The organism is Chryseobacterium binzhouense, from assembly GCF_007474545.1.
Lineage (GTDB): Bacteria > Bacteroidota > Bacteroidia > Flavobacteriales > Weeksellaceae > Chryseobacterium > Chryseobacterium binzhouense.
In genome coordinates this window covers 204820-229595 of the sequence record NZ_VKOG01000004.1, presented here as the reverse complement: position 1 = coordinate 229595, position 24776 = coordinate 204820, and the positions used below count along the sequence as shown (strand labels likewise).

Below are 24776 nucleotides of genomic sequence, written 5' to 3'. Positions count from 1 at the left end.
TTATTTTTGAATTCATCATTAGGTTTTTTAAGAAAAGTTAGTTTTGCATAACTTCTAACTTCTAACTTCTAACTTTATCTAAAGCCTTTTCAACTTCATTCCCACAAAGATCTTTAATAGAAATTCCGTAATGTTTTGCCTGTTGCGGAAGAATGCTTGCCGGAGAAAATCCAGGATTGGTATTCATTTCCAGCATATATGGAATTCCGTCCATCAGAATAAATTCGCTTCGGGAAAATCCGCTCATTCCGAGAGAGTTGTAAGCTCTTTTTGCAATTTCTTCCACACGGATTCTGGTTGCGTCGTCTATTCTTGCTGGGGTAATTTCTTCTGAAGCCCCTTCATATTTAGCCTCGTAATCAAAAAACTCGTTTTTAGGAACAATCTCAGTAATTCCGAGTACGATAGTTTCCCCTTTAAAGTCTATAACTCCCACCGAAACTTCCATTCCGTTGAGGAAACTTTCAATTAAAATCTCATCATCTTCTTTAAAAGCAAGCTCTGTAGCAGCAATTAATTCAGATTTTTCTTTCACTTTAGAAATTCCCAGAGAAGAACCGGATTGGTTGGGTTTAACGAAAACAGGAAGCCCCAGATTTTCTATAATCTCATCCGTTTTAATTTCTTCACCTTTTCTCAGGTAAACACTTTTCGCAGAAGGAATTCCGTATTTTGAAAGTACGGCTAATGTATCTTTTTTATTAAATGTTAAAGCGCTCTGATAAAAGTCACAACCGGTATATTTTTGTCCGATAGCGTCCCAATACGCCTGAAGGACACCGTTTTCTCCCGGAGTTCCGTGGATGATATTGAAGCAGACATCAAATTTTAGATTTCCGTTATCTGTATTTACAGAAAAATCTCCTTTGTTGATGGTTTTTTTCTCGTTGTTTTCATTTAAATAATACCATTCGTCTTTCAGGATAATTACTTTATAAACATCGTAAAGATCACGATCAAGCGACTCGTATATCAATTGTCCGCTTTTTAGAGAAACTTTATATTCATCAGAATAACCGCCCATAACCACGGCGACTTGCTTTTTGCTCATATATAATTGTCAATAAAGGCAAAATTAAACAATTTATGTGTGCAAATACACAAGTTTTCAATTTTAAAATGTAAACTGACCGGTTAAAAAATTAAATGGCTTACTCAAAAAATGATGATTTTATATAAGATTGCTCATTTTCTATTATTGTTTGTTTTGCAGAAGAATCAGGTCTCTGTCCGGAATTCTTTTTCAAGAATGAAATCAGTTTTGACGATTAAATTAAAACATCAATAAATTTCTTTCCTGCTTTGTTCATTTTTAGTAAATTTGTCAACCTTTAAATTTTAAAAAATTAAATACTAAAAATAATATGAATCTTCACGAGTATCAATCAAAAGAGATTTTATCAAAGTATGGAGTAGCTATCCAACGTGGTTTCGTTGCAAACAACGTAGATGAAGCTGTAGCAGCTGCTGAAAAACTAACTGCCGAAACCGGAGCTCAGGGATGGGTAGTAAAGGCTCAGATCCATGCAGGTGGACGTGGAAAAGGAGGCGGTGTAAAGTTTTCTCCAAACATGGATAAACTTAAAGAAAACGCTCAGAACATCATCGGAATGCAGTTGGTAACTCCACAAACTTCTGCTGAAGGTAAAAAAGTAAATTCTGTTTTGGTTGCAGAAGATGTATATTATCCGGGGGAAACTGAAACTAAAGAATTTTATGTTTCTATTCTTTTAGATAGAGCTGAAGGTAAAAACGTAATCGTTTATTCTACTGAAGGTGGGATGGATATTGAGCATGTTGCTGAAGTAACTCCTCATTTGATCCATAATGAATTAATTGATCCTGCAATCGGTCTTCAAGGTTTCCAGGCTAGAAAAATTGCTTTCAATTTAGGTCTTGAAGGAAATGCTTTCAAAGAATTTACGAAGTTTATTTCTAATCTTTATGCTGCTTATACAGGAATTGATGCTTCTCTTTTTGAGATCAACCCTGTTTTGAAGACTTCTGATAATAAAATTATTGCTGTAGATGCTAAAGTAACTTTGGATGACAACTCATTGTTCCGTCACAAAGATTTAGCTGAATTAAGAGATACAAGAGAAGAAGATCCTATGGATGTGGAAGCTGGTGAAGCAGGTCTTAACTTCGTGAAACTAGACGGTAATGTTGCTTGTATGGTAAACGGAGCAGGTCTTGCAATGGCTACTATGGATATCATCAAATTATCAGGTGGTAATCCTGCAAATTTCCTTGATGTAGGTGGTACAGCAGATGCTCAGAGAGTTCAGACTGCTTTCGGGATTATCTTGAGAGATCCAAACGTAAAAGCAATCTTGATTAATATCTTCGGAGGTATTGTAAGATGCGACAGAGTTGCGCAAGGTGTTGTAGATGCTTACAAAGCAATGGGAAGTCTTCCTGTTCCTTTGATCGTGAGATTGCAGGGAACGAATGCTGTTGAAGCTAAAAAATTAATTGATGAATCTGGTCTTCCGGTTCACTCTGCAATTACTTTGGAAGAAGCTGCAAATAAAGTAAAAGAAGTTTTAGCTTAAAACTAAGATTTTTTCAGATAAAACAAAACCGTTTCATTTTTGAAGCGGTTTTTTGTAATAAATCAATGAAGTAATGAAAGCCGTTTTCTGAAGTAAAATTGTTATTACCGTCCACACTCATTAAAAATGCTTATTTTTGCGAAAATTTCGGAGTAGTATCCGGAATTAAATTTTTTAAAACTTCCCTATGGAATTGATACACAGAAACCTTGCAATCGGTATTCACGATGCTTTACAGGAAACTTTTTTCGAAAAAAACAAATACGCAGATAAAGTTATTGAAAGACTTTTAAAAGCCCACAAAAAATGGGGCAGCCAAGACAGAGCCGTTGTATCTGAGATTTTCTACAATATTATCCGCTGGAAAAAGCGTCTGGAATATTATATGGGAGAAGGCGTAAAGCCGAACAATGTTTATAAACTGATGCTCGCATATCTTCTTTGGAGCAAAACCAATTATAAAAAGTTTGAAGAATTTGACGGAATAAAAATCGCAGATATTCTTACAAAACTGAAGAAAGGAACAGTTCCTACCAAAGCTATTGAACATTCTATCCCGGAATGGCTTGCTGAAACTCTGGAAAAAGAGCTGGGCTCAAGATGGGAAAGAGAAATGCAGGCTCTTAATGAGCAGGCTCCTACTGTTTTAAGAGCAAATTCTCTGAAAACGACTATAAAAGAGCTGATTTCTGATCTTGCTGATGAAAATGTAGTGTCTTATCCGGTGAGAAACTATCCCGATGCGGTACAGCTGGAAGAGAAAAAAAATGTTTTTCTTACTACCGCTTTCAAAGAAGGTTTGTTTGAAGTGCAGGATGCGTCTTCACAAAAAATCGCTTACTTTTTGGATGTGAAAGAAGGGCAGCGTGTCGTGGATGCATGTGCAGGAGCGGGCGGAAAAACACTTCATTTAGCAGCTTTGATGGGCAATAAAGGACAGATTATCGCTTTAGATATTTTCGAATGGAAGCTTGCCGAGCTTAAACGCCGGGCAAAAAGAGCAGGAGCCCACAATATTGAGACAAGAGTTATTACAGACAATAAAGTAATTAAACGTCTTCATGAGAAAGCAGACCGTCTTTTGATTGATGCACCCTGTTCAGGATTGGGCGTTTTAAAAAGAAATCCCGACAGCAAGTGGAAAATAGATCAGGATTTTATCGACAGAATAAAAAAAGAACAGCAGCAGATTATTCAGGATTATTCTAAAATGCTGAAAGTAGGCGGAAAAATGGTGTATGCAACATGTTCCGTTCTTCCTTCTGAAAATAACGAACAGGTAACAGAATTCATCAAAAATAATCCTAATTTTAAACTCATAAAAGACGAAAAAGTAATGCCAAGTGAAGGTTATGATGGTTTTTATATGGCTTTAATAGAGAGAATGTCTTAATTGTTTCAATAAAATATCAAAAATGCAAACTACTTTATCCTGTATGAAGTAGTTTTTTATTTCATAAAACAGGAACAATTCATCATCAGCAGAATTTTTGTTGCAGTAATTCGGTTCAATAAAAACTTCAATATAAAATTATTATTTATCTTTGCCTTAATATTAAAGTATTTTAAAGTATGCTTAAATCACTTTTCAACTGGAAAGTTTTACTTAATTTAGTTCTTGCTGTAGGCGTTTTTGTAGGATTGGTTTATCTTACTTTCCGTTGGCTGGAGCACCATACCAATCATGGGCAGGAAGTTCCTGTGCCTAATGTGATTAATAAATCAGTACATGATGCTGTAAAGATATTAGAGGATGCAGGACTTGATTATGAAGTTGACAGTGCAGCTTATAATCCCAAATACAGACCGCTTCAGGTTTTGAAAGTTTATCCTTCGCCCGGCTCACGTGTAAAAGACGGAAGAGCAATTCAGCTCATGGTAAATCCTAAAAGCTGGGCTCCTGTCGCAATTCCGGATGTAATTAATAAATATTCAGGTTTAGCTTTTCAAAGGCTGGAACAGGTAGGGCTGAAAGTTTCTGATACTATCTATGAGCCGAGCATTCAGAAAGATGCTGTTCTTAGAATTTTATTTAAAGGAAATCCGATAAAACCGGGAACCAAAATTCCGAGATTCTCTTTGGTGGATGTTGTAGTAGGTTCTGGTCCTTTGCGAAATATTTCTGTACCGAATGTTGTAGGTTTAACTGTAAAAGAGGCAAAAATGGTTATTGCAAGAAATCTTTTTGAATTGGGATCAGTTAATCATGAAGATGGAGGTAATGATGATTCGGATATTGTATATTATCAGGATCCTGCTTCAGGAGATATTCGTGATCAGGGAATGCAGATTGATCTTTGGGCGAGTAAAAAAACTCCTGCTGAATTGCGCAATAAGATTAATGAGCTAAATTCTATGTATCGAATGAAAATAGATACCACTTTGCCGCCTATCAGGTACGAGGAAGTACCGTATGTTGACGAACCGGTGATTACAGAGCCTGCTCCTGCTCCCGTAGTTCCTCAAAGGAAAGAAGTTCCTAAACAGGATCCGGCAAAGTCTGGAACACCTGCTGCAAAAGCTTCCACAGATAAACCTAAAGCTGCAGCTACGCCAGCTTCACAACCACAGGATAAGCCAAAAGCTAAAAAAGTAATTAATTAATATAATTTAAAATATAATAATGGCTTCAACTGTAATAATGTTGAAGCTTTTTATATAAGGAAAGTAATGACAGACGATAACGAAGATTTTTTGGACGAAGAATTTTTAGATTCTCATGCAACGGATATTGATGATGAAAACAAAGGTCTCTACGAGCACTTTAACATCACAGCCGATAATAAACAGGAGCCTCTGAGAATTGATAAATATCTTCTTATTTTCAGGCAGAATTCTTCACGGAATAAGATTTCCCAAACTTGTCGTGCCGGAAATGTAGTAGTCAACGGTGTTCCTGTAAAGCAAAACTACAGAGTAAAGCCTGGCGACAAAATTTCTGTTTTGCTAGCTCATCCTCCACGTCAGAATGTCATTATTCCACAGGATATTCCCATTAATATTGTATATGAAGATGATGATTTAATTGTTGTAGACAAAGATGCAGGAATGGTGGTGCATCCCGGATTTGGAAATTGGGACGGAACACTGGTAAATGCATTGGCTTTTCATTTTCAGAAAAAAGGTGAAAAATCTGACCTTGACAGAGTAGGATTGGTTCACAGAATTGATAAAGATACTTCCGGGCTTTTGGTGATTGCGAAGAATGAATACGCTTTAAGCTTTCTCGCCAAACAGTTTTTTGAAAGAAAAACCCGAAGATTATACTGGGCTTTTGTCTGGGGAAATGTACAGGATGATGAAGGTACAATTACAGGACATATCGGCAGGCATCCGAAGAACCGGATGCAGATGCACACTTACGTTGACGGAAGCCAGGGTAAACACGCCGTTACCCATTACAAAGTCTTAGAACGTTTCAGGTATATGACATGGGTGGAGTGCAAACTTGAAACGGGGAGAACACATCAGATCAGGGCGCATTTTAAACACATTGGTCATACTTTGTTCAATGATGAGAGATATGAAGGAAATATCGCTTTGAGAGGAGTTAATCTTCCAAAATACAAACAATTTATAAAGAATGTTTTTGAAATTTTACCAAGACATGCTTTGCACGCTCATACTCTCGGTTTTGTACACCCCACAACTAAAAAGGAATTGTATTTTGAGAGTCCGATGCCGAAAGATATGGCGGATGCCGTAAAAAAATGGAGAAATTATTTAGAAAACTAAAAATATATTGAGAATTTTTTTATATTTGTTGAATTGAAATCAAGATTTGTTATGAGAAAACTATATGCTATCGTATGTTTAGCTCTTTTGTCGAATGCATACAAAGCACAAGAATCATTACCATACTATCAGCAATATCTTTTGGATGGTGAGTTCCTGTTCAACCCTGCACAATACGGTAAAACGGACTATGTACAGCTTAATCTAAACTATCAACAGCAATTTTCAAAATTCAGCGAATCTCCAAACGTACAGTCTGTGGGGATCAACGCTAATATTTTTGACAGAGTTGGAGCGGGTATTTCCGTTTTTAGAGACAGCAATGGTCCTATTTCTGCGGGTGGTATCACAGCAGGAGCATCTTACTTTATTCCGCTAAGCAGTGAAGGAGAGAGAAAAGATCAGTTTTCTTTTGGTACGAGTGTTAATTTTTACAATATGAATTTTGATTATTCTAAAATTAATACAGAAGACGGTTTTGACCCTTTGTTACAAGGTAACGAGAGCAACATCTTTATGGTATATGCCAACTTCGGTTTAGCTGCTACGTACAGAGGAATCTTCGGAGGTGTATCAGTAAATGATATTGCTTTGAGTAACGACGAATCTATTGTAAATAATTATGAGCCTTCTCCAATCAAATTCTTTTTAAATTTAGGATACGACTGGAAGCTTGCAGACAATATTGCACTTACGCCTTCTGTTTTGGTTAATTTGAATACCAACTCTACAAGAATGACAGATTTCAACCTGATGGCAACTTTTTCAAATGATATCAATGCATTCTCTATCGGAGCAAGTTACAGAGCTGTTCAAAACAGATTTGATAATCAGCAGTTGAGTATTTCACCAATTGTAAAAGTTAGATTCAACAAATTTATGGTGGGAGCTACTTATAACCTTGGAATGTCTGACATCCAGACTTACGGAGGAAACAGCTTTATGATCGGACTTGGTTACAACTTTGATAACTTCATCAATCATAGAGGATTTAGATACTAATATCAATTTAATTTGAATAAATTTGAGCTCTGAATTTTTTTCGGAGCTTTTTTTATGATTTACATTCACATTCCCTTTTGCAAACACAAATGCAGCTACTGCAATTTTCATTTTTCAACATCTTTACAGTTTAAAGATGAGATGATTGCTGCGATAAATAATGAAATCAGGCTTCGTAAAGATGAACTCCAAAATAAAAGCCTGAAGTCACTGTATTTTGGAGGTGGAACACCTTCAATTCTTTCAGCTAATGAAATTAATTCTTTAATTGATGAAATTTTAAAATATTTCAGCTTTGATAAAGACATAGAGGTAACATTGGAAGCAAATCCGGATGATTTAGACAAAAACTTCTTAAAAGCACTATCAGGATCACCTGTAAACCGTCTGTCTATAGGAACACAAAGTTTTTTTGAAGAAGATCTCAAGCTTATGAACCGCGCACATGACGCTTCACAAGCAGAAAGTTCAATCAAAAGAGCTCAAGATTTCGGATTTGAAAATTTAAGTATTGATTTGATCTACGGTTCGCCAACTTCCAACTTAGAGATTTGGAAGCAAAATTTAAGCAAAACCATTGCCTTGGAAATTCCTCATATTTCTTCTTATGCCCTAACTGTAGAACCCAAAACAGCTTTGGAAAACTGGGTAGCAAAAGGGAAAGTTGCTACTCCAAAAGAAGAAGAACAGAACCATGAATTTTATTATATGAAAGACTTTTTGAGAGAAAATGGTTTTGAGCATTATGAAATTTCCAACTTTGCCAAACCTGGTTTTCATTCAAAACATAATTCTGCGTATTGGAAGTATCAGGAATACCTCGGCATTGGTCCTTCAGCGCATTCATATAACGGAAATGACGTTCGAAGCTGGAATGTTGCTAATAATCAGCAATATATTAAGAAGCTGAATTCCGGGTTACTGGCTGCAGAAACGGAAATTCTTTCTCAGAAAGATCAGTTTAACGAAATGATCATGATTGGTCTCAGAACAATTTGGGGAGTAAATATCAATCATTTGAAACAGAAATTTTCTGATGATATATTATATCATTTTCATAAAGAAATTCAAGATAAATTAGCAGAAGAAATTCTGAAAATTGAAGATGATCATCTTAAAATTCCTGAAAAGCATTGGTTTATGGCAGACGGAATTGCTTCTGATTTGTTTATTGTTTAGTCTGAAGTCCTGAAACTTCAATCTGGAAAACGGTATTTGAAAAACTTGTGATATCCATCTTCCTGCATCCAACAAATTGTTTATTTTTGTATAAAATTTCAGTTCAGTTTTGAAAAATAAAAAGCCGGATTATTCGCATCTCTCCCCTGATCAGCCTATCGGAATTTTCGACAGCGGTGTGGGAGGGCTTACTGTAGCCAAAGAGATCAAAAGATTGCTGCCCAATGAGAATCTTATCTACTTTGGCGATACCAAACACCTTCCTTATGGTGAGAAGTCAAAAGAAGCGATTATTGGGTACTCTACAAAAATTTCAAACTTTCTTTTAGAACAAAATTGCAAAGCGATTGTTATTGCCTGTAATACAGCTACAGCAAATGCTTTAAATGAAGTAATGGATTCTGTACAGGGAAAAGTTCCCGTGATCGACGTAATCAATCCGGTTGCTGAAAAAGTTTCGTACGAAATTCACAATAACGTAGGGGTAATTGCTACCAAAGCAACTGTAAATTCCGGACTTTACAAAAAATCAATACGGAAACACAACAAATTTATCAAAGTTGATGAACTGGCAACGCCGCTTTTGGTTCCTGCTATTGAGGAAGGGTTTAAAAATCATCCCATCACTCATGCAATTATTTATAATTATCTCAGCAATAGCAAGCTGAAAAATATTGAAACTTTAATTTTAGGATGTACACATTATCCTTTATTGATAGATGAAATCAAGCAGTATTACGGCAATCGTGTACGCGTTATAGACTCTCCTAATATTGTTGCCAATCAGCTGAAGATTATTTTAGATAAATATCATTTGCTGAACGAAAACAATTCCAGACCAACTTATCAGTTTTATCTTTCAGATATCACCAAAAATTTTGAAAAAATTTCTAAGAAGTTCTTTGGGAAAACAATAGATTTGGAACTTCGGGTGCTATAAATAATAAAAGACTCATTTCAGAGTCTTTTTGCTTTATTCAGGTTGAATGTCTGTGCTTTCTTCCTGGTTGGGTTCATAGAAGCTGAAGCTCACATTACCGTATTTTCTTGTAGACTTAAAATTCGGATGATCCAGTTTTAACCTGCTTTGGTGTTCTACAATCAGAATTCCGTTCGGTTTCAGGTATTTATTATTCAAGACTAAGGAAATTAATTCCTGATATTTTTTTTCGTCTGTTTCAAAAGGAGCATCCGCAAAAACGATCTCATAGGATTTCTTATTACGGAATTTTTTGAGCCAGTCGTAAACATCGCCACGCTGCGTATTGATTTGCAAACTCATGTCCAACTCTGAAGCAGTTGAGTTTATAAAAGCCGTGTGTTTGGGATTCATTTCCACAGAAGTCACATCCTGACAGCCTCTTGAAGCAAACTCCAAGGTTATAGAACCAATTCCTGCAAATAAATCAAGCACAGCAATCGACTGCATATCGTATGTATTTTCCAAAATACTGAATAGAGCTTCTTTCGCAAAATCCGTCGTAGGTCTTACGTCAAAATGTTTTGGTGCGGCTATTTTTTTGGCTTTCCATCTGCCGGAGATTATTCTGTACATAAATGTTGGGTGTTAGATGTTGGGTGTGGGATGCAGTAGAACTAATCCTAAAACAGCGTCCTACAAACTAATTAAGGATGAAATTCTTATTCGGAATATTATCAAAAACAATCTTTATATTCTTCACAAACTTCTGAAGTTCTGAGATAAATGTTTCATTTTCCGTAGTTTCACCATAAACATAAAATTGAGTCTCATTAATTCCGAAACCGATTTTGCTTAAAGTGAACATCACAAAATAAAGAAAATCTACTTCCGAATTTACATCAAGATTATTGTATAAAATGATCTTTTTATTGGATATTGCAAAAAACTCACATTGGTTATGATAAAGATTGATATGAATTTCTTTGCTGTTTTTATGATAAATAGAATTTAAAAACTTTTCTCCCGAAAAATTAAACTTCACAGGGATTGAAAGATCCTTTATCTTTTTGTAAAAATTTTTCGGAAATGTATAGTAAAACTGAACTTTAAACTTTTTATTCACCGAAAGCATCAGTTCTTCATTTTCCTTATCCACTGGAGCGTTATATGCAATCAGTTCGTAGCCGGATTCGTGGTCATTAAAACCTTCAGGCATCAACGTAAAATGATTCAGGGCAGAAATGACGGAAATCTCATCATATCTTTGCTTCAGTAAAACTTCTTCCAGCTTTTCAGAGATAAAATTCACCGGTGATTCTTCGTTGACGAAAAAAGATTTTTCCTCCAGAATGCTTTTATTTTTAGCAATCTGGTAAATCAGTCCGTCTTTTGTAAAAAGTAAATGTAGTAAGTTCATATTGCAATTCATGCAAATTTAGTGAAATTCTACCATTATTGCCCCCGATTGATGATGCAGAATCTCTTTATTGTAAAAATCCAGATTCGTCTGGCTTTCAAGAATGTCCCAAACCATTTTCTGCAAAACGCCGTCACCGATCCCGTGAACAATTTCAAGTCTCTTCAGGTGGTTTTTCCGGCAAAAGCTGATGGTATCAATTAATTTTTCTTTTTGAATAAAAAGTCTCTCAAAACTGTCGTAGTCAGTAGGATTTTTAACCAGATTATGAAAGTGCAGGTCAAGAATCAAAGGGTTTTTATCATGCTTTTTAGAAATCACTTTTCTTGGTTCCGCTTTTCTTATGATTTCTATGTTTTCGTAGATAGAAGCATTTTTCGGTACCAGTTTTTCTTTCGGATATTGATAGGTAAAACCATACTCGTCTTTAAAAACCACGATATTTCCATTCACGGAAGTTATGATTCCGCTCAAATTTTCATCTAATACAGATATTTGATCACCAATTCTCACACAATATTTTTTTTAGAAGCCGGGAACCTGCTTTCCGCTCATACTCCTCACTCCAAAGCTTTTTCCTTCGCTTGTTGCGGGGTAACCGCTGCAATGGGGCTAATTTTATCCTGACGAATACATCCAGCCTTACAATAATTATTCAACCTTCATTCCTAATTCAATGATAGCCAGATCTTTTATTTCTTCGCCGTCAATCACAAACTGCATCATAGTTCTCATTTTATGCCATCCCTGTTTTCCACAGGCTCCGGGATTGAGATGCAGTAATTTGTTTTTATCATCATACATTGCCTTTAAAATATGAGAATGTCCGGAAATAAATAATCTTGGGGCACTTTCCGATAGTTCTTTTTGGGCTAAAGGAGAATATTTTCCTGGGTAACCGCCGATGTGAATCATCATTACTTCCGTATTTTCACACATAAATCGGTTCACTTCAGGAAATTCCGAGCGGATTTTTGCGCCGTCAATATTTCCGTAAACACCTCTTAAAGGTTTTATTTTCTCAAGCTGCTCAATGATTTCAAAACTGCCAAAATCGCCGCAATGCCATATTTCATCAGCTTGCTGGGCGTATTCTAAAATTCTGTCATCAATATAAGAATGAGAATCGGAAAGGAGAAGAATTTTGGTCATTTTCAATTTTTTATACAGCAAAAGTTACATAAGATAATGGATAGTATTTTCAAAAGATTACAAGATCGTTCACATAGGTTTTTGGGAACTTTGGAACCTTTAACAAATAAAATCTTTTTTGTTTCTTTTGCGGTTTAAACAAGTCACAAATTTACTCAATAATCCCGAATTGATTAACTTTGGAAAAATTAAAAAAACAATGAAGCAAAATTTCTCTTTCTTCTTTCTTCTCTTATCTCTTATCTGTTTTGGGCAGATCGAAGAAAAAAAACTGGACGAACTCATTCAAAATACGATAAAAACATTTGATGTTCCGGGAATGTCGGTAGGTGTCATCAAAGATGGCAAAATTATATATTCCAAAGGTTTCGGAGTTCGTTCTTTAACAACCAGACAGCCGATGGATGATAATACTCTGGTGGGAATTGCTTCTAATTCAAAAGCTTTTACCTGTGTTGCTCTGGCAATTCTGGCTGATGAAGGGAAGCTGAATTGGGATGATAAAGTTTCAAAATATATTCCTGAATTTCAGATGTATGATCCGTATGTTTCACAAAATGTTACCATCAAAGATTTGGTTACTCATAGAGCAGGATTGGGTTTGGGACAGGGAGATCTCATGTTTTTTCCGGAAGGCGGAAGTTTAACGGTAAATGATATTGTACATAATGTGAGATATTTGAAGCCTGAGAATCCTTTCAGAACGACTTTAGATTACAACAATATCATGTTTATCGTTGCCGGAGAAGTAATTACCAGAATTTCCGGATTAAGCTGGGCTGATTTTATTGAGCAAAAAATTATGAAACCTGTCGGAATGACATCAAGTTTCGGAAGTTACAACAGAGCAAAATCAGTTACCAACAAAATTGATGCGCACGCTCCGGTAGACGGTAAAGCGATTGCTGTTCCGCACGACTGGAACGAAACAGCCAATGCAGCAGGAGGGATTATGAGCAACATCAAAGACATGACGACATGGGCAGAATGTCTTCTGAATAATTTTACAACAAAAGACGGAAAGAAACTGGTTTCCGATAAAAATATTCAGCAGCTGTGGAGCCTGCAGATTCCGAGTGGAGTTGCAATGAAAAATCCTTATGACACAAGTTTCTACGGATACGGTTTGGGCTGGTTTCTAAGTGATGTAAAAGGTCATAAGCAAATTCAGCATACAGGCGGACTGATCGGAACCGTAACGCAGTTTACCCTGATTCCGGATATGAAATTGGGAATTGTTGTTTTAACCAATCAACAGTCGGGTGCAGCATTCAACACGATTACAAATACAGTGAAAGATTCTTATCTGAGCATTGCCGACAGAAACTGGCTGAAAACTTACAGCGAAAGAATGAAAAAATTGGAGGAAGAATTTAATAAGCAGAAGAAAGAAACATTTGCCAAATCTGAAGCATTCAGAAAAGAGAAGCATCTTCATCCAAAACCTGAACAGTTTACAGGAACTTATAACGACCAATGGTTCGGAGATGTTGAAATTTCTCAAACGGGAAATACTTACAGGATTTTTTGTAAAAACTCACCAAGATTAAAAGGTGAAATGCTGCCTTATTCAAACAACACGTTCATCATCAAATGGGATGACAGAAGTTATGATGCCGATGCTTATCTGATTTTTAACTATAATGAAAATGGTAAAGCCGAATCAGCAAAAATGAAAGCGATTTCTGATGTTACAGATTTCAGTTTTGATTTTGATGATCTGGATTTGAAGAGAAAATAGTTTCTTTGTATAAATTGGCTTAAATTTAATCTTAGATTAGAAAATATTTAACCACCCCGTCAAAAATTCTGTCGAATTTTCGCCACCCCTCCAAAGGAGGGGAATTTTTTGCTTTAAACTTTTATCTTCCCGGGTTCGTAGAAGAAAAGAAGTTTCTTTTTTGCTCCGTCAAACTGTGACCAGGAGTCACATTCAATCTCAAAACCGGCAACTCCGCAGGTAGGAAAATGAAAAATATCTTCAGAAATAGAATTGGCAAAATTAGAAATTCCGTTATTGTGAGAGAATAAAGCAACAGAATTCAGGCTGTCATCAAGATCATAAATTACAGACAAAAAATTACTTTCAGATGGATGATAAAGCTTGTCATTGGTGGTTAATTCAAGATGATAAGTTTGATTAAAAATTTTACACGTATTTAAAGCTCTTACAGCAGGACTGGAAATTAAATAATCTATATCAATATTGTTGGTCTTTAGAAATTTAGACATTTTCAAAGCATCCTGCAAACCTTTATCAGCCAAAGGTCTGTCAAAATCATCAGTTTCTTCCGGCCAGTCACTTTTTGCATGTCTTACGAGTATAAGTTTTTTCATATATAGTTTTTTTTATCGTTTATTTGCCATGTATTTTGCTGTATTCTATGGTGCTAATGACTCAAATAGGATTATGACAGTTTCATAGCATTGATTTTGAGGAACATAAAATTAAAGAAAAATTAATTAAAAAAAATATGATTTCACAAAAAAAACTGTGTAATAAATAAAATCAGTAAATTTTATTAAATTTGCAGACTTATGGGACAAATCCTTGCGATTGATTACGGAAAAGCCCGTTGCGGCATTGCAGCAACAGATGATTTGCAGATTATTGCAAGCGGACTTGATACCGTAGAAACCAAATTCTTAATGGAATTTTTTACGGAATATTTCAATAAAAATAAAGTAGAAACTATCGTAGTAGGACTTCCTGTAGATTTGAAAGGTCAGCTTTCTGAAGTAGAAAAGGATATTTTAAGTTTCATTGAAAAATTTAAAACAGAATATCCTCATATTGAAGTAGAAAGATTCGATGAGCGCTTCACTTCAAAAATGGCATCATTTTTTATATCCCAAAGCGGAAAAAGTAAAAAGCAGCGACAACAGAAAGGTTTGATAGATAAAGTAAGCGCAACAATTATATTGCAGAATTTTTTAGAACAGAAAACAAGATGATTTTACCAATAAGAGCTTTTGGAGATCCGGTTTTAAGGAAAACAGGAAAAGAAATAGATAAAAATTACCCTGACCTTCAGGAGCTGATTGATAATATGTTTGAAACCATGTACAGTGCCAACGGAATTGGTCTGGCTGCGCCGCAGATTGGTTTGGATATCAGATTATTCATCGTAGATGTTACTCCTTTGGCAGAAGATGAAGATTATGAAGATATTGCAGATGAGCTGAAGGAATTCAGAAAAGTTTTCATCAATGCAAAAATTCTTGAAGAATCCGGGGAAGAATGGAAGTTTAATGAAGGCTGCCTTTCCATTCCGGATGTGCGGGAAGATGTCAAAAGAAAAAGTACAATTCTGATCGAATATTTTGATGAAAATTTTGTGAAGCATACAGAAACTTTTTCCGATATTAGAGCCCGCGTAATTCAGCATGAATATGATCACATAGAAGGCACGCTTTTTACAGATCATCTGAGTGCCCTCAAAAAGAAGCTTGTAAAAGGTAAGCTTACAAAAATTACGCAAGGAGATGTCTCTATCAATTATAAAATGAGATTCCCAAAATAGAAATATAACTGAGTAAATTATAAAAATAGAAAGCCGAAAGCTTTTGTTGAAATTAAAAATAAAAAAATTATGCTGTTAGAAAAAATAATTTCAATTTCCGGAAAACCAGGACTTTACAAGTTGGTTTCGCAATTGAGAAACGGATTTATCATTGAAGATGTTACTTCAAAAAAGAAAGTAAGCATCGGCAACTCCAGTCAGGTAAGTCTTTTGGATAATATTGCCATGTTTACATTCGACAAAGAAGTGCCTTTGTTTGAAGTTTTCGAAAATATTGCTAAAAATACCGATTACAAAGAAACTATTTCTCATAAATCATCAGAAGCAGAGCTTACTGATTTTATGTCGGCCTCTCTTCCTAATTATGATACGGAAAGAGTATATACATCAGATATTAAAAAACTGGCTCAATGGTATAATATTCTTCACAAAGCAGGATACATTACGCCTGAAAGCTTTGTAAAAGCAGAACCTGAAACTACTGACGGAGAAAAAGCGGAAGAAGTAAGTCTTGATCAGGAAGCACCAAAGAAGGCTGCTCCAAAAGCTGAAAAGCCGGCTACTCCTAAAGTAAAAGCAAATACAGGAGCAAAAGCAGCTGCAAAAAGCACACATAGAAAAATGGGATAATTCATTGATCTTAATTTAAAATATAAGCCTCGTCAGAAATGATGAGGTTTTTACTTTAACTGTCTAAGTGTTAACAAAAGAGCATTCTTTTTTAAAATTATGTATCTGCAGCCATTTATATTATATTCGTAAAAAATTGCTTAGTCGTAAATTGTTTTGTGACTATTTTTTTTGAATATTTAAAATATGTAGACATCTATTCATAACTTCAATATTATTTACTATTACTACTTTTATTTTGTTTCTTGCTCTAGTTATGTTTTGATACAACATAAAGCCAGGGTCATAAAAACATCTTTTTGTATATACTAATGAATCATTTATATAATTGAAATCTTGATCTACAACAACTATCACTTTATCAAATTCTTGACCTATTACACTATGTGTTTTTTTTGAAACTTGAGGATTATGATAATTCTCATATTGGTGTTTGTCGTATAATGAAGGGGTGTAATTTATTACCGTCCAATCTCCCACAATATCACTTGCCATGAATGCTTTAGTTTCCTCCATATTATTTAAATACACTAACTCAACAGATTCGTACCGATATTGTTCTATTATTCTTTTCTTGTCAAATAATGATTTTATAAACGCAGTAATCTCCTTATTAGTTCTTATTTTAGAAGTTAAACTATATATTTCTGGTGAAGTTTTGTCTTGAATAAAATCAGGTATTTTATTTCTTTTTTCTGAAGAATGAAGAACTTGTTTTTCATCATATGAAAAAATTATAACAATGTTGTTTTTTTTAGCATGATCAATAATTTGTTCTAATTGAGCTTTTCTTATTCTTTGACTTTCATCTACAATGATAAACTCAATTTTTTGATTAACTATTTTTGAGTATTCTTTAACAGGAATAATATTCCAACTATAATTATGAATAAGTTCAATCTGACCATCATTTAGATTAGCACAATGTATTATTATTGTATTTTTTTTCGTGGAAAAATATTCAGCTAAATTATATATAAGTAATGTCTTGCCTGAGCCTGGTTGACCTTTAACAACAATAAATTGTTTGTGATCTGTTTCAATATCTTTAAGTATTTTCTTTTTAAATTGGTCTTGTTCAGTGGTTAAAAAATATTCTTTATTAATAAATTTTTCGGTGGAATTAAATGGAGAAACTAAAAAATCAGAAGGATTAAAAATTGTTGATAAGTCAATATCTGTATTTACTGTTTCTTGATTTAACAAAGCGATTATTCGTGAAATCTCAGTTAATTGTAATTCATCATCATCATTTAAATTATAAAACTTATTTTCGCTTGAAACATAAGTGAATAGATATAATTTTAAATTTAGGAATCTTAAATAATATTTATTTTTTAATAACTGATCTTTAATTTTATCAGCAGTACTTTCAGATTTTAATTCTATGTTTATAATTGATCTAATTCCAAAACGTAGTAAATCAAATTCCTTTCCTATTTGAGGAATCACAAAGCCAAATGAAAAGTATTCAAATGCTCTGTATTTAGCCATTCCTGGAGCCAATAATGCCTTAATACATTTTATTAAATCTAAAAGTTCGTTTGTTTTAATTTTTATGGAATGAAATTTTAGATAAGCTAAAAATGTTTTTTCGTCAAAGTCAAAGTTAGCTCGATATAAGCTATATAAATTTGTTTTTTGTAACATATCATTATTATAGAATTGGTTAAATTTTAATGAAAAAGAGTTATAAAAATCTGTAATTTTAAATTCTTATTTGAAAGACTTAAATTATTCTTTATAAATTATAATTGTTGACTACAAAAATATATTGTAAGACTTGTGTTTCATTACGGTTTTCCTCATAGCAAATGTAAAGAAGAATAATTTTAATAAATTCAGTAAAAATACTGAATTTATTGATGTACATAACTCTTGCTAATGTTCAGGAGTTATATTTTTAGGATTAAAAATCTAAGTATGTTTACTCAATCCGCTTCTACAATAATAATAAATAATAAACCACATCACCGTCGGCTGTACTTAGCCAGCACAAACATTCTTTTATTTCAAGACAAAAGCACTTTCACAAAGATTTCCCGTAAATTTGCATCACTTTGAATTCTCAGAATATGAATACCAAACAGGAAAAACTGGAAGCTTTCGGAAGATTATTGGACATTATGGACGGTCTGCGTGAAAAATGTCCGTGGGATCAGAAACAGACGCTGGAATCGCTTCGTCATTTAACGCTGGAGGAAACCTACGAGCTTTCGGATGCCATTTTGCAGAATGATCTGCAGGAAATAAAAAAAGAGTTGGGAGATGTGCTGCTTCATCTGGTTTTTTATGCCAAAATAGGCTCTGAGAAAGGCAGTTTCGATATTGCGGATGTCATTAATTCTTTAAACGAGAAATTAATTTTCCGCCATCCTCATATTTACGGGGACACAGAAGTGAAAGACGAAGAAGAGGTAAAACAGAACTGGGAAAAACTAAAACTGAAAGAAGGAAATAAGTCCATTTTGGGCGGCGTACCGAAAAGTCTGCCGAGTCTGGTAAAAGCCTATAGAATTCAGGATAAAGTGAAAGGAATAGGTTTTGAATTTCATGATGCGGAAGATGCGTGGAAAAAAGTAGATGAAGAAATTCAGGAGTTTCATGCAGAAACAGATTTGGATAAAAAAGAACAGGAATTGGGTGATGTATTTTTCTCATTAATCAATTACGCACGAATTTCGGGAATCAATCCCGATTCTGCACTCGAAAGAACCAATCTTAAATTCATTTCAAGGTTTCAGAAGATGGAAACCTTAGCTTTGGAACAGGATCTGAAACTTGCCGATCTTTCTTTGGAAGAAATGGATGTTTTATGGGAAAAAGCTAAGCGTCTACAATAAATGAAAGTACAGAACCCCACACAGAACAGATTTCAGTATTTATTGGAGTTTAAGCAAACGGAAAGGAAATGGCATTTTCCTTTTCTTGCTGCACTTTGCATCGGGAGCTGTCTTTTCATAGGACATTTTTCAGGAAAACCCAATTACGGTGCGCTTTCAAGTTTAGGAGCTTTAACGATTTTATATTTTACTTCGGCTTCCATTACGCAGAGAATGATTCATCTCGCCATCTGTGCTTTCGGAATTGTTTTCTCTTTTACGGTAAGTTCTTTTTTCGGGTTTAATATTTATTTTGCAGCTTTATCGGTCGGAATTATTTCTTTTCTGGCACATTTCATTTCCTCTTATTTTAAAATTCCGCCGCCGGGAAACTTTTTCTTCATCATGGTTGCCGCAATGGCGAGTACATATAAATTTGATCTTGAAATGATTCCCACAAGAGTCGGACTGGTTGCAATGGGAGCGATATTATCGTGTTCTTTTGCCTTTCTGTACTCGGTTTTCATAGAGAAAAGCAAAGTGGTAAATGTTCCGAGAAGAAGCTTTAACAAACGAAGGTATACAAAATTTGTTGAAAGTACGATCATCGGATTTTTTATGGCTCTTACTTTGGTTATCGGTCATCTTCTGGAATTTAAAAACACTTACTGGATTTCCATTGCAACGGTTGCCATCATTCAGGGAAGGAATTTTGAGCATGTCCGACAGAGAAATATGCACAGGATTCTGGGAACATTCATAGGAATTGGTTTTGTATGGCTGATTCTTTTGTTTAATCCCGAAATGCTTGAAATAATTTTTATGATTACGGTTTTACAGTTCATTATTGAATTGCTGATTGTAAGAAATTATGGCTTTGCAGTAATTTTTATCACCCCTTTAACCATTCTTTTGGCAGAAACTGCAAGTGAAACTTATCATAATGTGGAAACGTTAATGACGGCAAGACTCATTGATACCGTTATTGGAAGTCTTATTGGCTTAGCGGCAGGATTTTTCCTGCATCATCAGCAGATTATTAATAACTTAGAGAAAAATATCAGATTCTCTTATTTTCAGTTTAAAAAATTAAAAAAATAGATATGTTGCGCGTTGTAGTTTTATCATCATTCTTACTGTTGAGCTGTAATCCCAAAGCTCAGGATTCTTCAAAAGCAGATGAGTTGAAGGTTGAATTTTCTCTTCCTAAAAAACTGAAGGAAGTTTCCGGAATTGCTTTGTCTAAAGATAAAAAAACGATTTGGGCAATTGAAGATGCAGGTAATAAAAATGTAGTCTACGGTTTGGATCCGGAAGGAAACCAAATTGCAGATGTTTTGGTAGAAAATGCTGAAAACAATGACTGGGAAGATATTACGACAGATTCAGCAGGAAATATATATATTGGTGATTTTGGGAATAATGATAATGACCGACAAAATCTTTCGATCATTAAAATTGATCTGAATAACGAAAATCAGACATCCACAAAAGTTATCCAAACTACAACATTTCATTACGAAGGTCAAACTGAATTTCCACCAAAAAAATCCAACTGGCTGTATGATTGTGAAGCTTTTATAGAAAAAGACGGCTACTTCTATTTGTTTACAAAAAACAGAAGCAAGGGCTTTGACGGAACTTTTCTGGTGTTTAAAATCCCGAATCAGCAGGGTGATTTTGAGGCAAAACTTGTTGGCAGATTAAAACTTGAAGGAGGATATAATGATGCTGCGATTACTTCGGCAGCGATCAATTCAAAAAATCAGATTGTTCTTTTAACCCACAAAAACATTCATGTGGTAACAGGTTTTACCAAAGATGATTTCAATGCGGCTACTATTCAGAAAATATCTTTAGATCATAATTCCCAAAAAGAAGCTGTTGTATTTATTGATGATAAAACACTGATGATTGCCGATGAAAAGGATAAAAAGGAAGGCGGAAATGTTTATAAATTTTTAATTAAATAGTTTCCGGTTTGTCATTCTGACGAAGGAAGAATCTCAACAAAATATTTTTAAATCCGTGTGGTATTTGGAATGTTTTAAGATGAGATTCTTCATTCCGTTTCGCTTCATTCAAAATGACAAATTTTAAGTTAAAAAAAATGTGATTTCTCTTAGAAATTCATTCCAAGACCACCAGAAATTCTTCCGCCATCTTCTCCTACAAAGTACTGAATTTTGGCGGAAAAAGATTCCAGAATATTTAGCCAGAAGCCTGCACCTGCACCCTGATGCCACTTTCGGGAATATTCATTGTCGATCCAGACTCTTCCAATATCATATCCTACTAAAATTCCCATATTTACCGGAACGATATTGTTTTTTACCCTTCCAAAATCCCACCGTATTTCCGAATTATTGGCAAGGTAAGATTTACCTGCAAATCTTTCGTTTCTATAGGCTCTCATCGCATTGTTACCACCGATTGCAGCTGCCTGAAAAAACTCAAATTGATTATTGTTGATCATCATGGCATGAGTAGAATTGGCAAAAACAAATTTTCCTTTCTTGTCAATTCTGTGAAAGATGCTCATTTTCCCGGAGAGTGCAGCAAAATTTCTGTCAAGTTCCTGAAGATTGGCTTTCCATCCTGCATTGATAAAAAATTCCATTCCCAATGTTGGAAAAGCATTGTTATCAAAATTTTTGAAACTAAAGGTATAATTGGCTCCTCCAAATTGCTGGTCGTTAAAAACTTCGGGTCTTACCTCGTCGGAGACAGCAATAAACCGGTCATCATTTCTCTGCACTTTGGAGTTTTCAAAACTGAGCTGAAACTGATGTCTGAAACTCAGCCAGCTGGTTGTAGAAACAGAAGGCGCAAATCTGAACTGCGAAATTCTCACTCTGTTGTAATTTCTGTCATCTTCGTCAGCGTTATTAATGCTCTCATTTCCTAAGCCAAAAAATGTTCTGGCAAAATATGGAGTGGTGTATGAAGCATCAATCCCCGCATCCCATCCAAAAACAGCTTTTTTGAAAATCCCTTTGTATTTGAGATTAAACCCTCCTGTTGCAGTATAAAAATTGGCACTGAGACTATGTTTCTGAGTAAAAGGATCTCTGATAAAATTATTGACGGTATAATTGGCTACAAATCCCAGAATCACTCCGTCATCCGGATTAAAATTAGCATTAGGATATCCTGCCACAAAATTGTATTTCGGATGTTTCCAGTTATAAGTATTGATGTTATAATCGTCTGTTATTCTTTTAGAAGTGTTTTTGGTGTTGTATGTATTCTTTTGTGATTTAAAATCATAGATTTTCACTTTGCTTCCGTTGGCAACCTGGTAAGTATCATGATTATAGCCGCCGATGAGACGAATGGTGGTTTTAGACTTTCCGTTTCCGGAAACTTCATAGATATCATCTTCTTCAAGCCCATAAATCCAGAGTTCTTTTGTATGCTTTGAGTGATAAACTTTTTCAAAAACCAGCTCTTCAGATTGATCTTTATTGAATTTGAATTGCTTTACTTCTACAGAATCTTTATGCTTTATAATGACAAATTTGTCACGGTTCACAGTTCCTGCTAAAGGAACTTTTTCCTGAAGAATGTGATAGTAGTCATTGGCATACACGTGTACTTTTTCCTTTCTGAGCTTTAGTTTTCTTTTAATATCGGCAAGAGTTTCATCCTGCACTTCTTTGGGAAGGTTATTGAACGCTTCATCAATATCTTTATCAGAAAGGTTTTGCTGAATGTATTTTGACTGATTTTCCCAGTCTTTTTCATAAGAGTCTTTCAGGAAGATTAAATCTAAAGGATAAGGCTCCATATTCATCCACCGTACATTTTTGATGTCATCTTTAAAAGACTTCATGTGGCGGATCATCGGGATATTCATGATGATTTTGAAAGCGGCTCCATCGTAATTGCTGAACGCCTGATCCCGGTCTTTAGGAATTGGTTTGTAGATGATTTGGTCACCTTTTTTATATTCTGCCCATTTCCATTGATCTTCGTGACGGTCCCAGTCACCGATCAGCATATCAAAAATTCTTGCACGGATGTAAGTTTCTTTATCTACAGAATATTTGCTGTCTTTACGCATGTTTTTCAGTACATCTGCCGTAGAAAGTATATCTGAAGCATTGTCTAAATACTGCAGCGTCTTTTGGTCGGAAGAGAACCGCTCTTCAATCATATAAAGCTCATCACCGTAATGCTCGTTATACCTTCCGAGAGTTTTTTGTTTTGGAATAAAATACAGTTTCGGATTGCTGTGAAAAAGCCCGATTTTATCAGCCATATTATTGACTGCAAAACCGGTGAACGGATGATTGGTCGTATAAAAGTCAAGAAGAAATCTCTCAGGGAAAGTATTGGTAAGTTCGTTTCCGAAAGTGTTTTTCTTGAAAGCCTGTGCGTTGAGAAAACGGACAGCACTTTTTTTAATTCCGCGCATCACAAATTCCTGTCCGTCATGAGCTTTAAGACGAAGACTGTTTGATTGGTTTCCTCCGCCTTCTCTGAAAGGCGTAAAACCGCCATTTAAAGCAGAAAGATCTCCAACCTCAGCTTCAATGGGCATTGCGTAGTATTTTCTGTAATGATTTCCCCAAAGCCATCGGTAAATTCCTCCTCTTTGGGTAAGCTTTTCAGGATAAAGGGTTGAGATCTTATTGTCGGTAAGTTTGTCAGGAAAATTGTTTTCAAAATCTTTAGGTTTTTCGATCACCGAAATTTGGGTAAGTTTTTCAAGTTTATTATTTCTTGTAGAGAAAAATTCGACTTCGGAGCTGCAATCTTTTTTTAGATTCAACACCGCAAAACCACTTCCTCCATAAGAAAAATCAGTGTTTTTTACAATCGTGGAAGGATCTGTTTTCGAGCCGGCGCCGCTGATAATCTGGCGGATGTTCCTGTCCTGATGATACTGCAGATTGTGATCGTGCCCGGAAACCAGAATGACATTATCTTTATCCTGAATAATGCTTTTGATCCTGTTGGCAAAATCAGTATAATGTCTGTTGCTGAGATCTTCCATGCTAACTCCGGAAGAACTTCTCAGAATATTGATTAATGTAGCAATCCCCGGAACCGGAATCTTCCCTCTGAGCGGAAAAAGTTGAGATTTTGCCGAATTGAAACCTGCATGAACTCCCGAGCTGATTACCGGATGATGAAGCGCAACAATAATTCTTTTATCCTGATTTTTTATGATTAAGTCTTTAAACTCTGTGTAAAAATCTTCCTGCGTTTTGATGTCGCAGTTTTTATTGATTCCCGGATATTTGTCCCAGTCAACTAACGACCATTCAGAATCTATGACGATAAGCTTGATGTCTTTTGTTAAGCTGATATCATCAATAGGGCAGGAGTTTTTAGGGAGAAAAGATTTCTTGTCTTTCAGATAAGACTTTACAAAATCTTCCTGTGCCTTCAGACCTTCCAGACCGTGATACCAATCGTGATTTCCGGGAATTACCAGTGTTTTTCCCTTAAAATCTTTAGTGATGGCAAGCTGGTTTTCCATTTTCTGCTTTGCCAGAGCATATCCTTTATCTGATTCTTTTGGCATTCCCAAAGGATAGATATTATCCCCTAAAAAAATGACCATAGCATTCTGATCTGCTGAATCTAATTTGTTTTTGAGAAGCTGCAATGTCTGCTGAGCCTGAATTTCTTCTGCATTTCCGGCATCACCAATGAGAAAAATCTGAAAATCATTGGCAATTTCTGCGCTGTTATTTTGTATCTCCGGCAAGTTTTTTCCTTTTTTTACGTTATAGGTAGCGCAGGATATAACAAGTGCGGAGAACACGGTGAGTTTTACAAGTGCAGAAAGATTTTTGAGAATATATTTAGAAGATAAATTCATAC

General features: G+C 35.1%; 22 protein-coding genes. 14 read left to right on the top strand and 8 right to left on the bottom strand.

The genetic code is table 11. The features are described 5' to 3' along the window. Window positions 1–61 precede the first annotated feature (61 nt). A complete protein-coding gene (locus tag FNE73_RS11830) occupies window positions 62–1051 on the bottom strand; it encodes a D-alanine--D-alanine ligase (RefSeq protein WP_143884807.1) in 990 nt (329 codons plus the stop codon). Window positions 1052–1364: 313 nt separating this feature from the next. Between FNE73_RS11830 and sucC the strand changes: the two genes are divergently transcribed. The 7 genes from sucC to murI all read left to right on the top strand — a co-directional run bounded on the left by sucC (window position 1365) and on the right by murI (window position 9411). Then, complete coding sequence (gene sucC / locus FNE73_RS11825) at window positions 1365–2555, top strand: ADP-forming succinate--CoA ligase subunit beta (RefSeq protein ID WP_089745341.1); 1191 nt, start codon at window positions 1365–1367, stop codon at window positions 2553–2555. 187 nt (window positions 2556–2742) lie between these two features. Then, window positions 2743–3948 (top strand): RsmB/NOP family class I SAM-dependent RNA methyltransferase, encoded by a 1206-nt coding sequence (locus tag FNE73_RS11820; protein WP_143884806.1) that lies wholly within the window; start codon window positions 2743–2745, stop codon window positions 3946–3948. A gap of 179 nt (window positions 3949–4127) precedes the next feature. After that, window positions 4128–5159 carry a PASTA domain-containing protein gene (locus tag FNE73_RS11815; RefSeq protein ID WP_143884805.1) on the top strand — a complete coding sequence of 344 codons (1032 nt, stop codon included), beginning with the start codon at window positions 4128–4130 and terminating at the stop codon, window positions 5157–5159. A gap of 66 nt (window positions 5160–5225) precedes the next feature. Then, window positions 5226–6290 (top strand): RluA family pseudouridine synthase, encoded by a 1065-nt coding sequence (locus FNE73_RS11810; protein ID WP_143884804.1) that lies wholly within the window; start codon window positions 5226–5228, stop codon window positions 6288–6290. A 51-nt stretch (window positions 6291–6341) separates the two neighbouring features. Further along, window positions 6342–7292, top strand: coding sequence for a PorP/SprF family type IX secretion system membrane protein (locus tag FNE73_RS11805; protein WP_143884803.1), 951 nt, complete (start codon window positions 6342–6344; stop codon window positions 7290–7292). Between the two features lie 54 nt (window positions 7293–7346). Next, window positions 7347–8471, top strand: a complete 1125-nt coding sequence (hemW, locus tag FNE73_RS11800) for a radical SAM family heme chaperone HemW (protein WP_143884802.1) — start codon at window positions 7347–7349, stop codon at window positions 8469–8471. A gap of 109 nt (window positions 8472–8580) precedes the next feature. Beyond that, complete coding sequence (gene murI / locus FNE73_RS11795; protein ID WP_143884801.1) at window positions 8581–9411, top strand: glutamate racemase; 831 nt, start codon at window positions 8581–8583, stop codon at window positions 9409–9411. Between the two features lie 33 nt (window positions 9412–9444). Here the strand turns inward: murI and FNE73_RS11790 are convergent, their stop codons facing one another. The 4 genes from FNE73_RS11790 to FNE73_RS11775 all read right to left on the bottom strand — a co-directional run bounded on the left by FNE73_RS11790 (window position 9445) and on the right by FNE73_RS11775 (window position 11962). After that, a complete protein-coding gene (locus FNE73_RS11790; RefSeq protein ID WP_143884800.1) occupies window positions 9445–10026 on the bottom strand; it encodes an RsmD family RNA methyltransferase in 582 nt (193 codons plus the stop codon). A 67-nt stretch (window positions 10027–10093) separates the two neighbouring features. Beyond that, on the bottom strand, window positions 10094–10810 hold the full coding sequence (locus FNE73_RS11785) for a DUF3822 family protein (protein ID WP_143884799.1): 717 nt from the start codon (window positions 10808–10810) through the stop codon (window positions 10094–10096). Between the two features lie 18 nt (window positions 10811–10828). Further along, window positions 10829–11323: a Smr/MutS family protein gene (locus tag FNE73_RS11780; protein ID WP_143884798.1), complete on the bottom strand. Its 495-nt coding sequence runs from the start codon at window positions 11321–11323 to the stop codon at window positions 10829–10831. A 138-nt stretch (window positions 11324–11461) separates the two neighbouring features. Further along, complete coding sequence (locus tag FNE73_RS11775) at window positions 11462–11962, bottom strand: metallophosphoesterase family protein (RefSeq protein WP_143884797.1); 501 nt, start codon at window positions 11960–11962, stop codon at window positions 11462–11464. Window positions 11963–12161: 199 nt separating this feature from the next. Here FNE73_RS11775 and FNE73_RS11770 point away from each other — a divergent pair, with 199 nt between their 5' ends. Beyond that, window positions 12162–13703, top strand: a complete 1542-nt coding sequence (locus FNE73_RS11770) for a serine hydrolase (protein ID WP_143884796.1) — start codon at window positions 12162–12164, stop codon at window positions 13701–13703. A gap of 113 nt (window positions 13704–13816) precedes the next feature. On the opposite strand, the gene FNE73_RS11765 is transcribed toward FNE73_RS11770, so the two are convergent. Next, window positions 13817–14299: a SixA phosphatase family protein gene (locus FNE73_RS11765; protein ID WP_143884795.1), complete on the bottom strand. Its 483-nt coding sequence runs from the start codon at window positions 14297–14299 to the stop codon at window positions 13817–13819. Between the two features lie 201 nt (window positions 14300–14500). Between FNE73_RS11765 and ruvX the strand changes: the two genes are divergently transcribed. The 3 genes from ruvX (at window position 14501) to FNE73_RS11750 (ending at window position 16116) form a co-directional block, all read left to right on the top strand. Then, window positions 14501–14917 carry a Holliday junction resolvase RuvX gene (gene ruvX / locus FNE73_RS11760; RefSeq protein WP_143884794.1) on the top strand — a complete coding sequence of 139 codons (417 nt, stop codon included), beginning with the start codon at window positions 14501–14503 and terminating at the stop codon, window positions 14915–14917. After that, window positions 14914–15486: a peptide deformylase gene (gene def / locus FNE73_RS11755; RefSeq protein ID WP_143884793.1), complete on the top strand. Its 573-nt coding sequence runs from the start codon at window positions 14914–14916 to the stop codon at window positions 15484–15486. The genes ruvX and def overlap by 4 nt, the downstream gene beginning before the upstream one ends. Window positions 15487–15555: 69 nt before the next feature. Then, window positions 15556–16116, top strand: a complete 561-nt coding sequence (locus tag FNE73_RS11750) for a DUF5606 family protein (protein WP_143884792.1) — start codon at window positions 15556–15558, stop codon at window positions 16114–16116. 162 nt (window positions 16117–16278) lie between these two features. On the opposite strand, the gene FNE73_RS11745 is transcribed toward FNE73_RS11750, so the two are convergent. Continuing rightward, window positions 16279–17766, bottom strand: coding sequence for a DNA/RNA helicase domain-containing protein (locus FNE73_RS11745; protein ID WP_143884791.1), 1488 nt, complete (start codon window positions 17764–17766; stop codon window positions 16279–16281). Window positions 17767–18191: 425 nt separating this feature from the next. On the opposite strand from FNE73_RS11745, the gene mazG reads away from it, so the two are divergent. The 3 genes from mazG to FNE73_RS11730 are packed head-to-tail and all read left to right on the top strand — an operon-like array spanning window position 18192 to window position 20911. Then, window positions 18192–18959 carry a nucleoside triphosphate pyrophosphohydrolase gene (gene mazG, locus FNE73_RS11740; protein ID WP_143884790.1) on the top strand — a complete coding sequence of 256 codons (768 nt, stop codon included), beginning with the start codon at window positions 18192–18194 and terminating at the stop codon, window positions 18957–18959. Further along, window positions 18960–20039: an FUSC family protein gene (locus FNE73_RS11735; RefSeq protein ID WP_143884789.1), complete on the top strand. Its 1080-nt coding sequence runs from the start codon at window positions 18960–18962 to the stop codon at window positions 20037–20039. Window positions 20040–20041: 2 nt separating this feature from the next. Further along, entirely contained in the window at window positions 20042–20911 is an 870-nt protein-coding gene (locus FNE73_RS11730) for an NHL repeat-containing protein (RefSeq protein ID WP_143884788.1), read from the top strand. Between the two features lie 149 nt (window positions 20912–21060). Here FNE73_RS11730 and FNE73_RS11725 read toward each other — a convergent pair whose 3' ends face one another. Continuing rightward, window positions 21061–24774: a metallophosphoesterase gene (locus FNE73_RS11725; RefSeq protein ID WP_143884787.1), complete on the bottom strand. Its 3714-nt coding sequence runs from the start codon at window positions 24772–24774 to the stop codon at window positions 21061–21063. Window positions 24775–24776 lie beyond the last annotated feature (2 nt).

Coding starts and splice junctions, on each gene's coding strand:
- FNE73_RS11830 (WP_143884807.1), bottom strand. CDS start 1,051: ATGAGCAAAAAGCAAGTCGCCGTGGTTATGGGCGGTTATTCTGATGAA.
- sucC (WP_089745341.1), top strand. CDS start 1,365: ATGAATCTTCACGAGTATCAATCAAAAGAGATTTTATCAAAGTATGGA.
- FNE73_RS11820 (WP_143884806.1), top strand. CDS start 2,743: ATGGAATTGATACACAGAAACCTTGCAATCGGTATTCACGATGCTTTA.
- FNE73_RS11815 (WP_143884805.1), top strand. CDS start 4,128: ATGCTTAAATCACTTTTCAACTGGAAAGTTTTACTTAATTTAGTTCTT.
- FNE73_RS11810 (WP_143884804.1), top strand. CDS start 5,226: ATGACAGACGATAACGAAGATTTTTTGGACGAAGAATTTTTAGATTCT.
- FNE73_RS11805 (WP_143884803.1), top strand. CDS start 6,342: ATGAGAAAACTATATGCTATCGTATGTTTAGCTCTTTTGTCGAATGCA.
- hemW (WP_143884802.1), top strand. CDS start 7,347: ATGATTTACATTCACATTCCCTTTTGCAAACACAAATGCAGCTACTGC.
- FNE73_RS11790 (WP_143884800.1), bottom strand. CDS start 10,026: ATGTACAGAATAATCTCCGGCAGATGGAAAGCCAAAAAAATAGCCGCA.
- FNE73_RS11785 (WP_143884799.1), bottom strand. CDS start 10,810: ATGAACTTACTACATTTACTTTTTACAAAAGACGGACTGATTTACCAG.
- FNE73_RS11775 (WP_143884797.1), bottom strand. CDS start 11,962: ATGACCAAAATTCTTCTCCTTTCCGATTCTCATTCTTATATTGATGAC.
- FNE73_RS11770 (WP_143884796.1), top strand. CDS start 12,162: ATGAAGCAAAATTTCTCTTTCTTCTTTCTTCTCTTATCTCTTATCTGT.
- FNE73_RS11765 (WP_143884795.1), bottom strand. CDS start 14,299: ATGAAAAAACTTATACTCGTAAGACATGCAAAAAGTGACTGGCCGGAA.
- ruvX (WP_143884794.1), top strand. CDS start 14,501: ATGGGACAAATCCTTGCGATTGATTACGGAAAAGCCCGTTGCGGCATT.
- def (WP_143884793.1), top strand. CDS start 14,914: ATGATTTTACCAATAAGAGCTTTTGGAGATCCGGTTTTAAGGAAAACA.
- FNE73_RS11750 (WP_143884792.1), top strand. CDS start 15,556: ATGCTGTTAGAAAAAATAATTTCAATTTCCGGAAAACCAGGACTTTAC.
- FNE73_RS11745 (WP_143884791.1), bottom strand. CDS start 17,766: ATGTTACAAAAAACAAATTTATATAGCTTATATCGAGCTAACTTTGAC.
- mazG (WP_143884790.1), top strand. CDS start 18,192: ATGAATACCAAACAGGAAAAACTGGAAGCTTTCGGAAGATTATTGGAC.
- FNE73_RS11735 (WP_143884789.1), top strand. CDS start 18,960: ATGAAAGTACAGAACCCCACACAGAACAGATTTCAGTATTTATTGGAG.
- FNE73_RS11730 (WP_143884788.1), top strand. CDS start 20,042: ATGTTGCGCGTTGTAGTTTTATCATCATTCTTACTGTTGAGCTGTAAT.
- FNE73_RS11725 (WP_143884787.1), bottom strand. CDS start 24,774: ATGAATTTATCTTCTAAATATATTCTCAAAAATCTTTCTGCACTTGTA.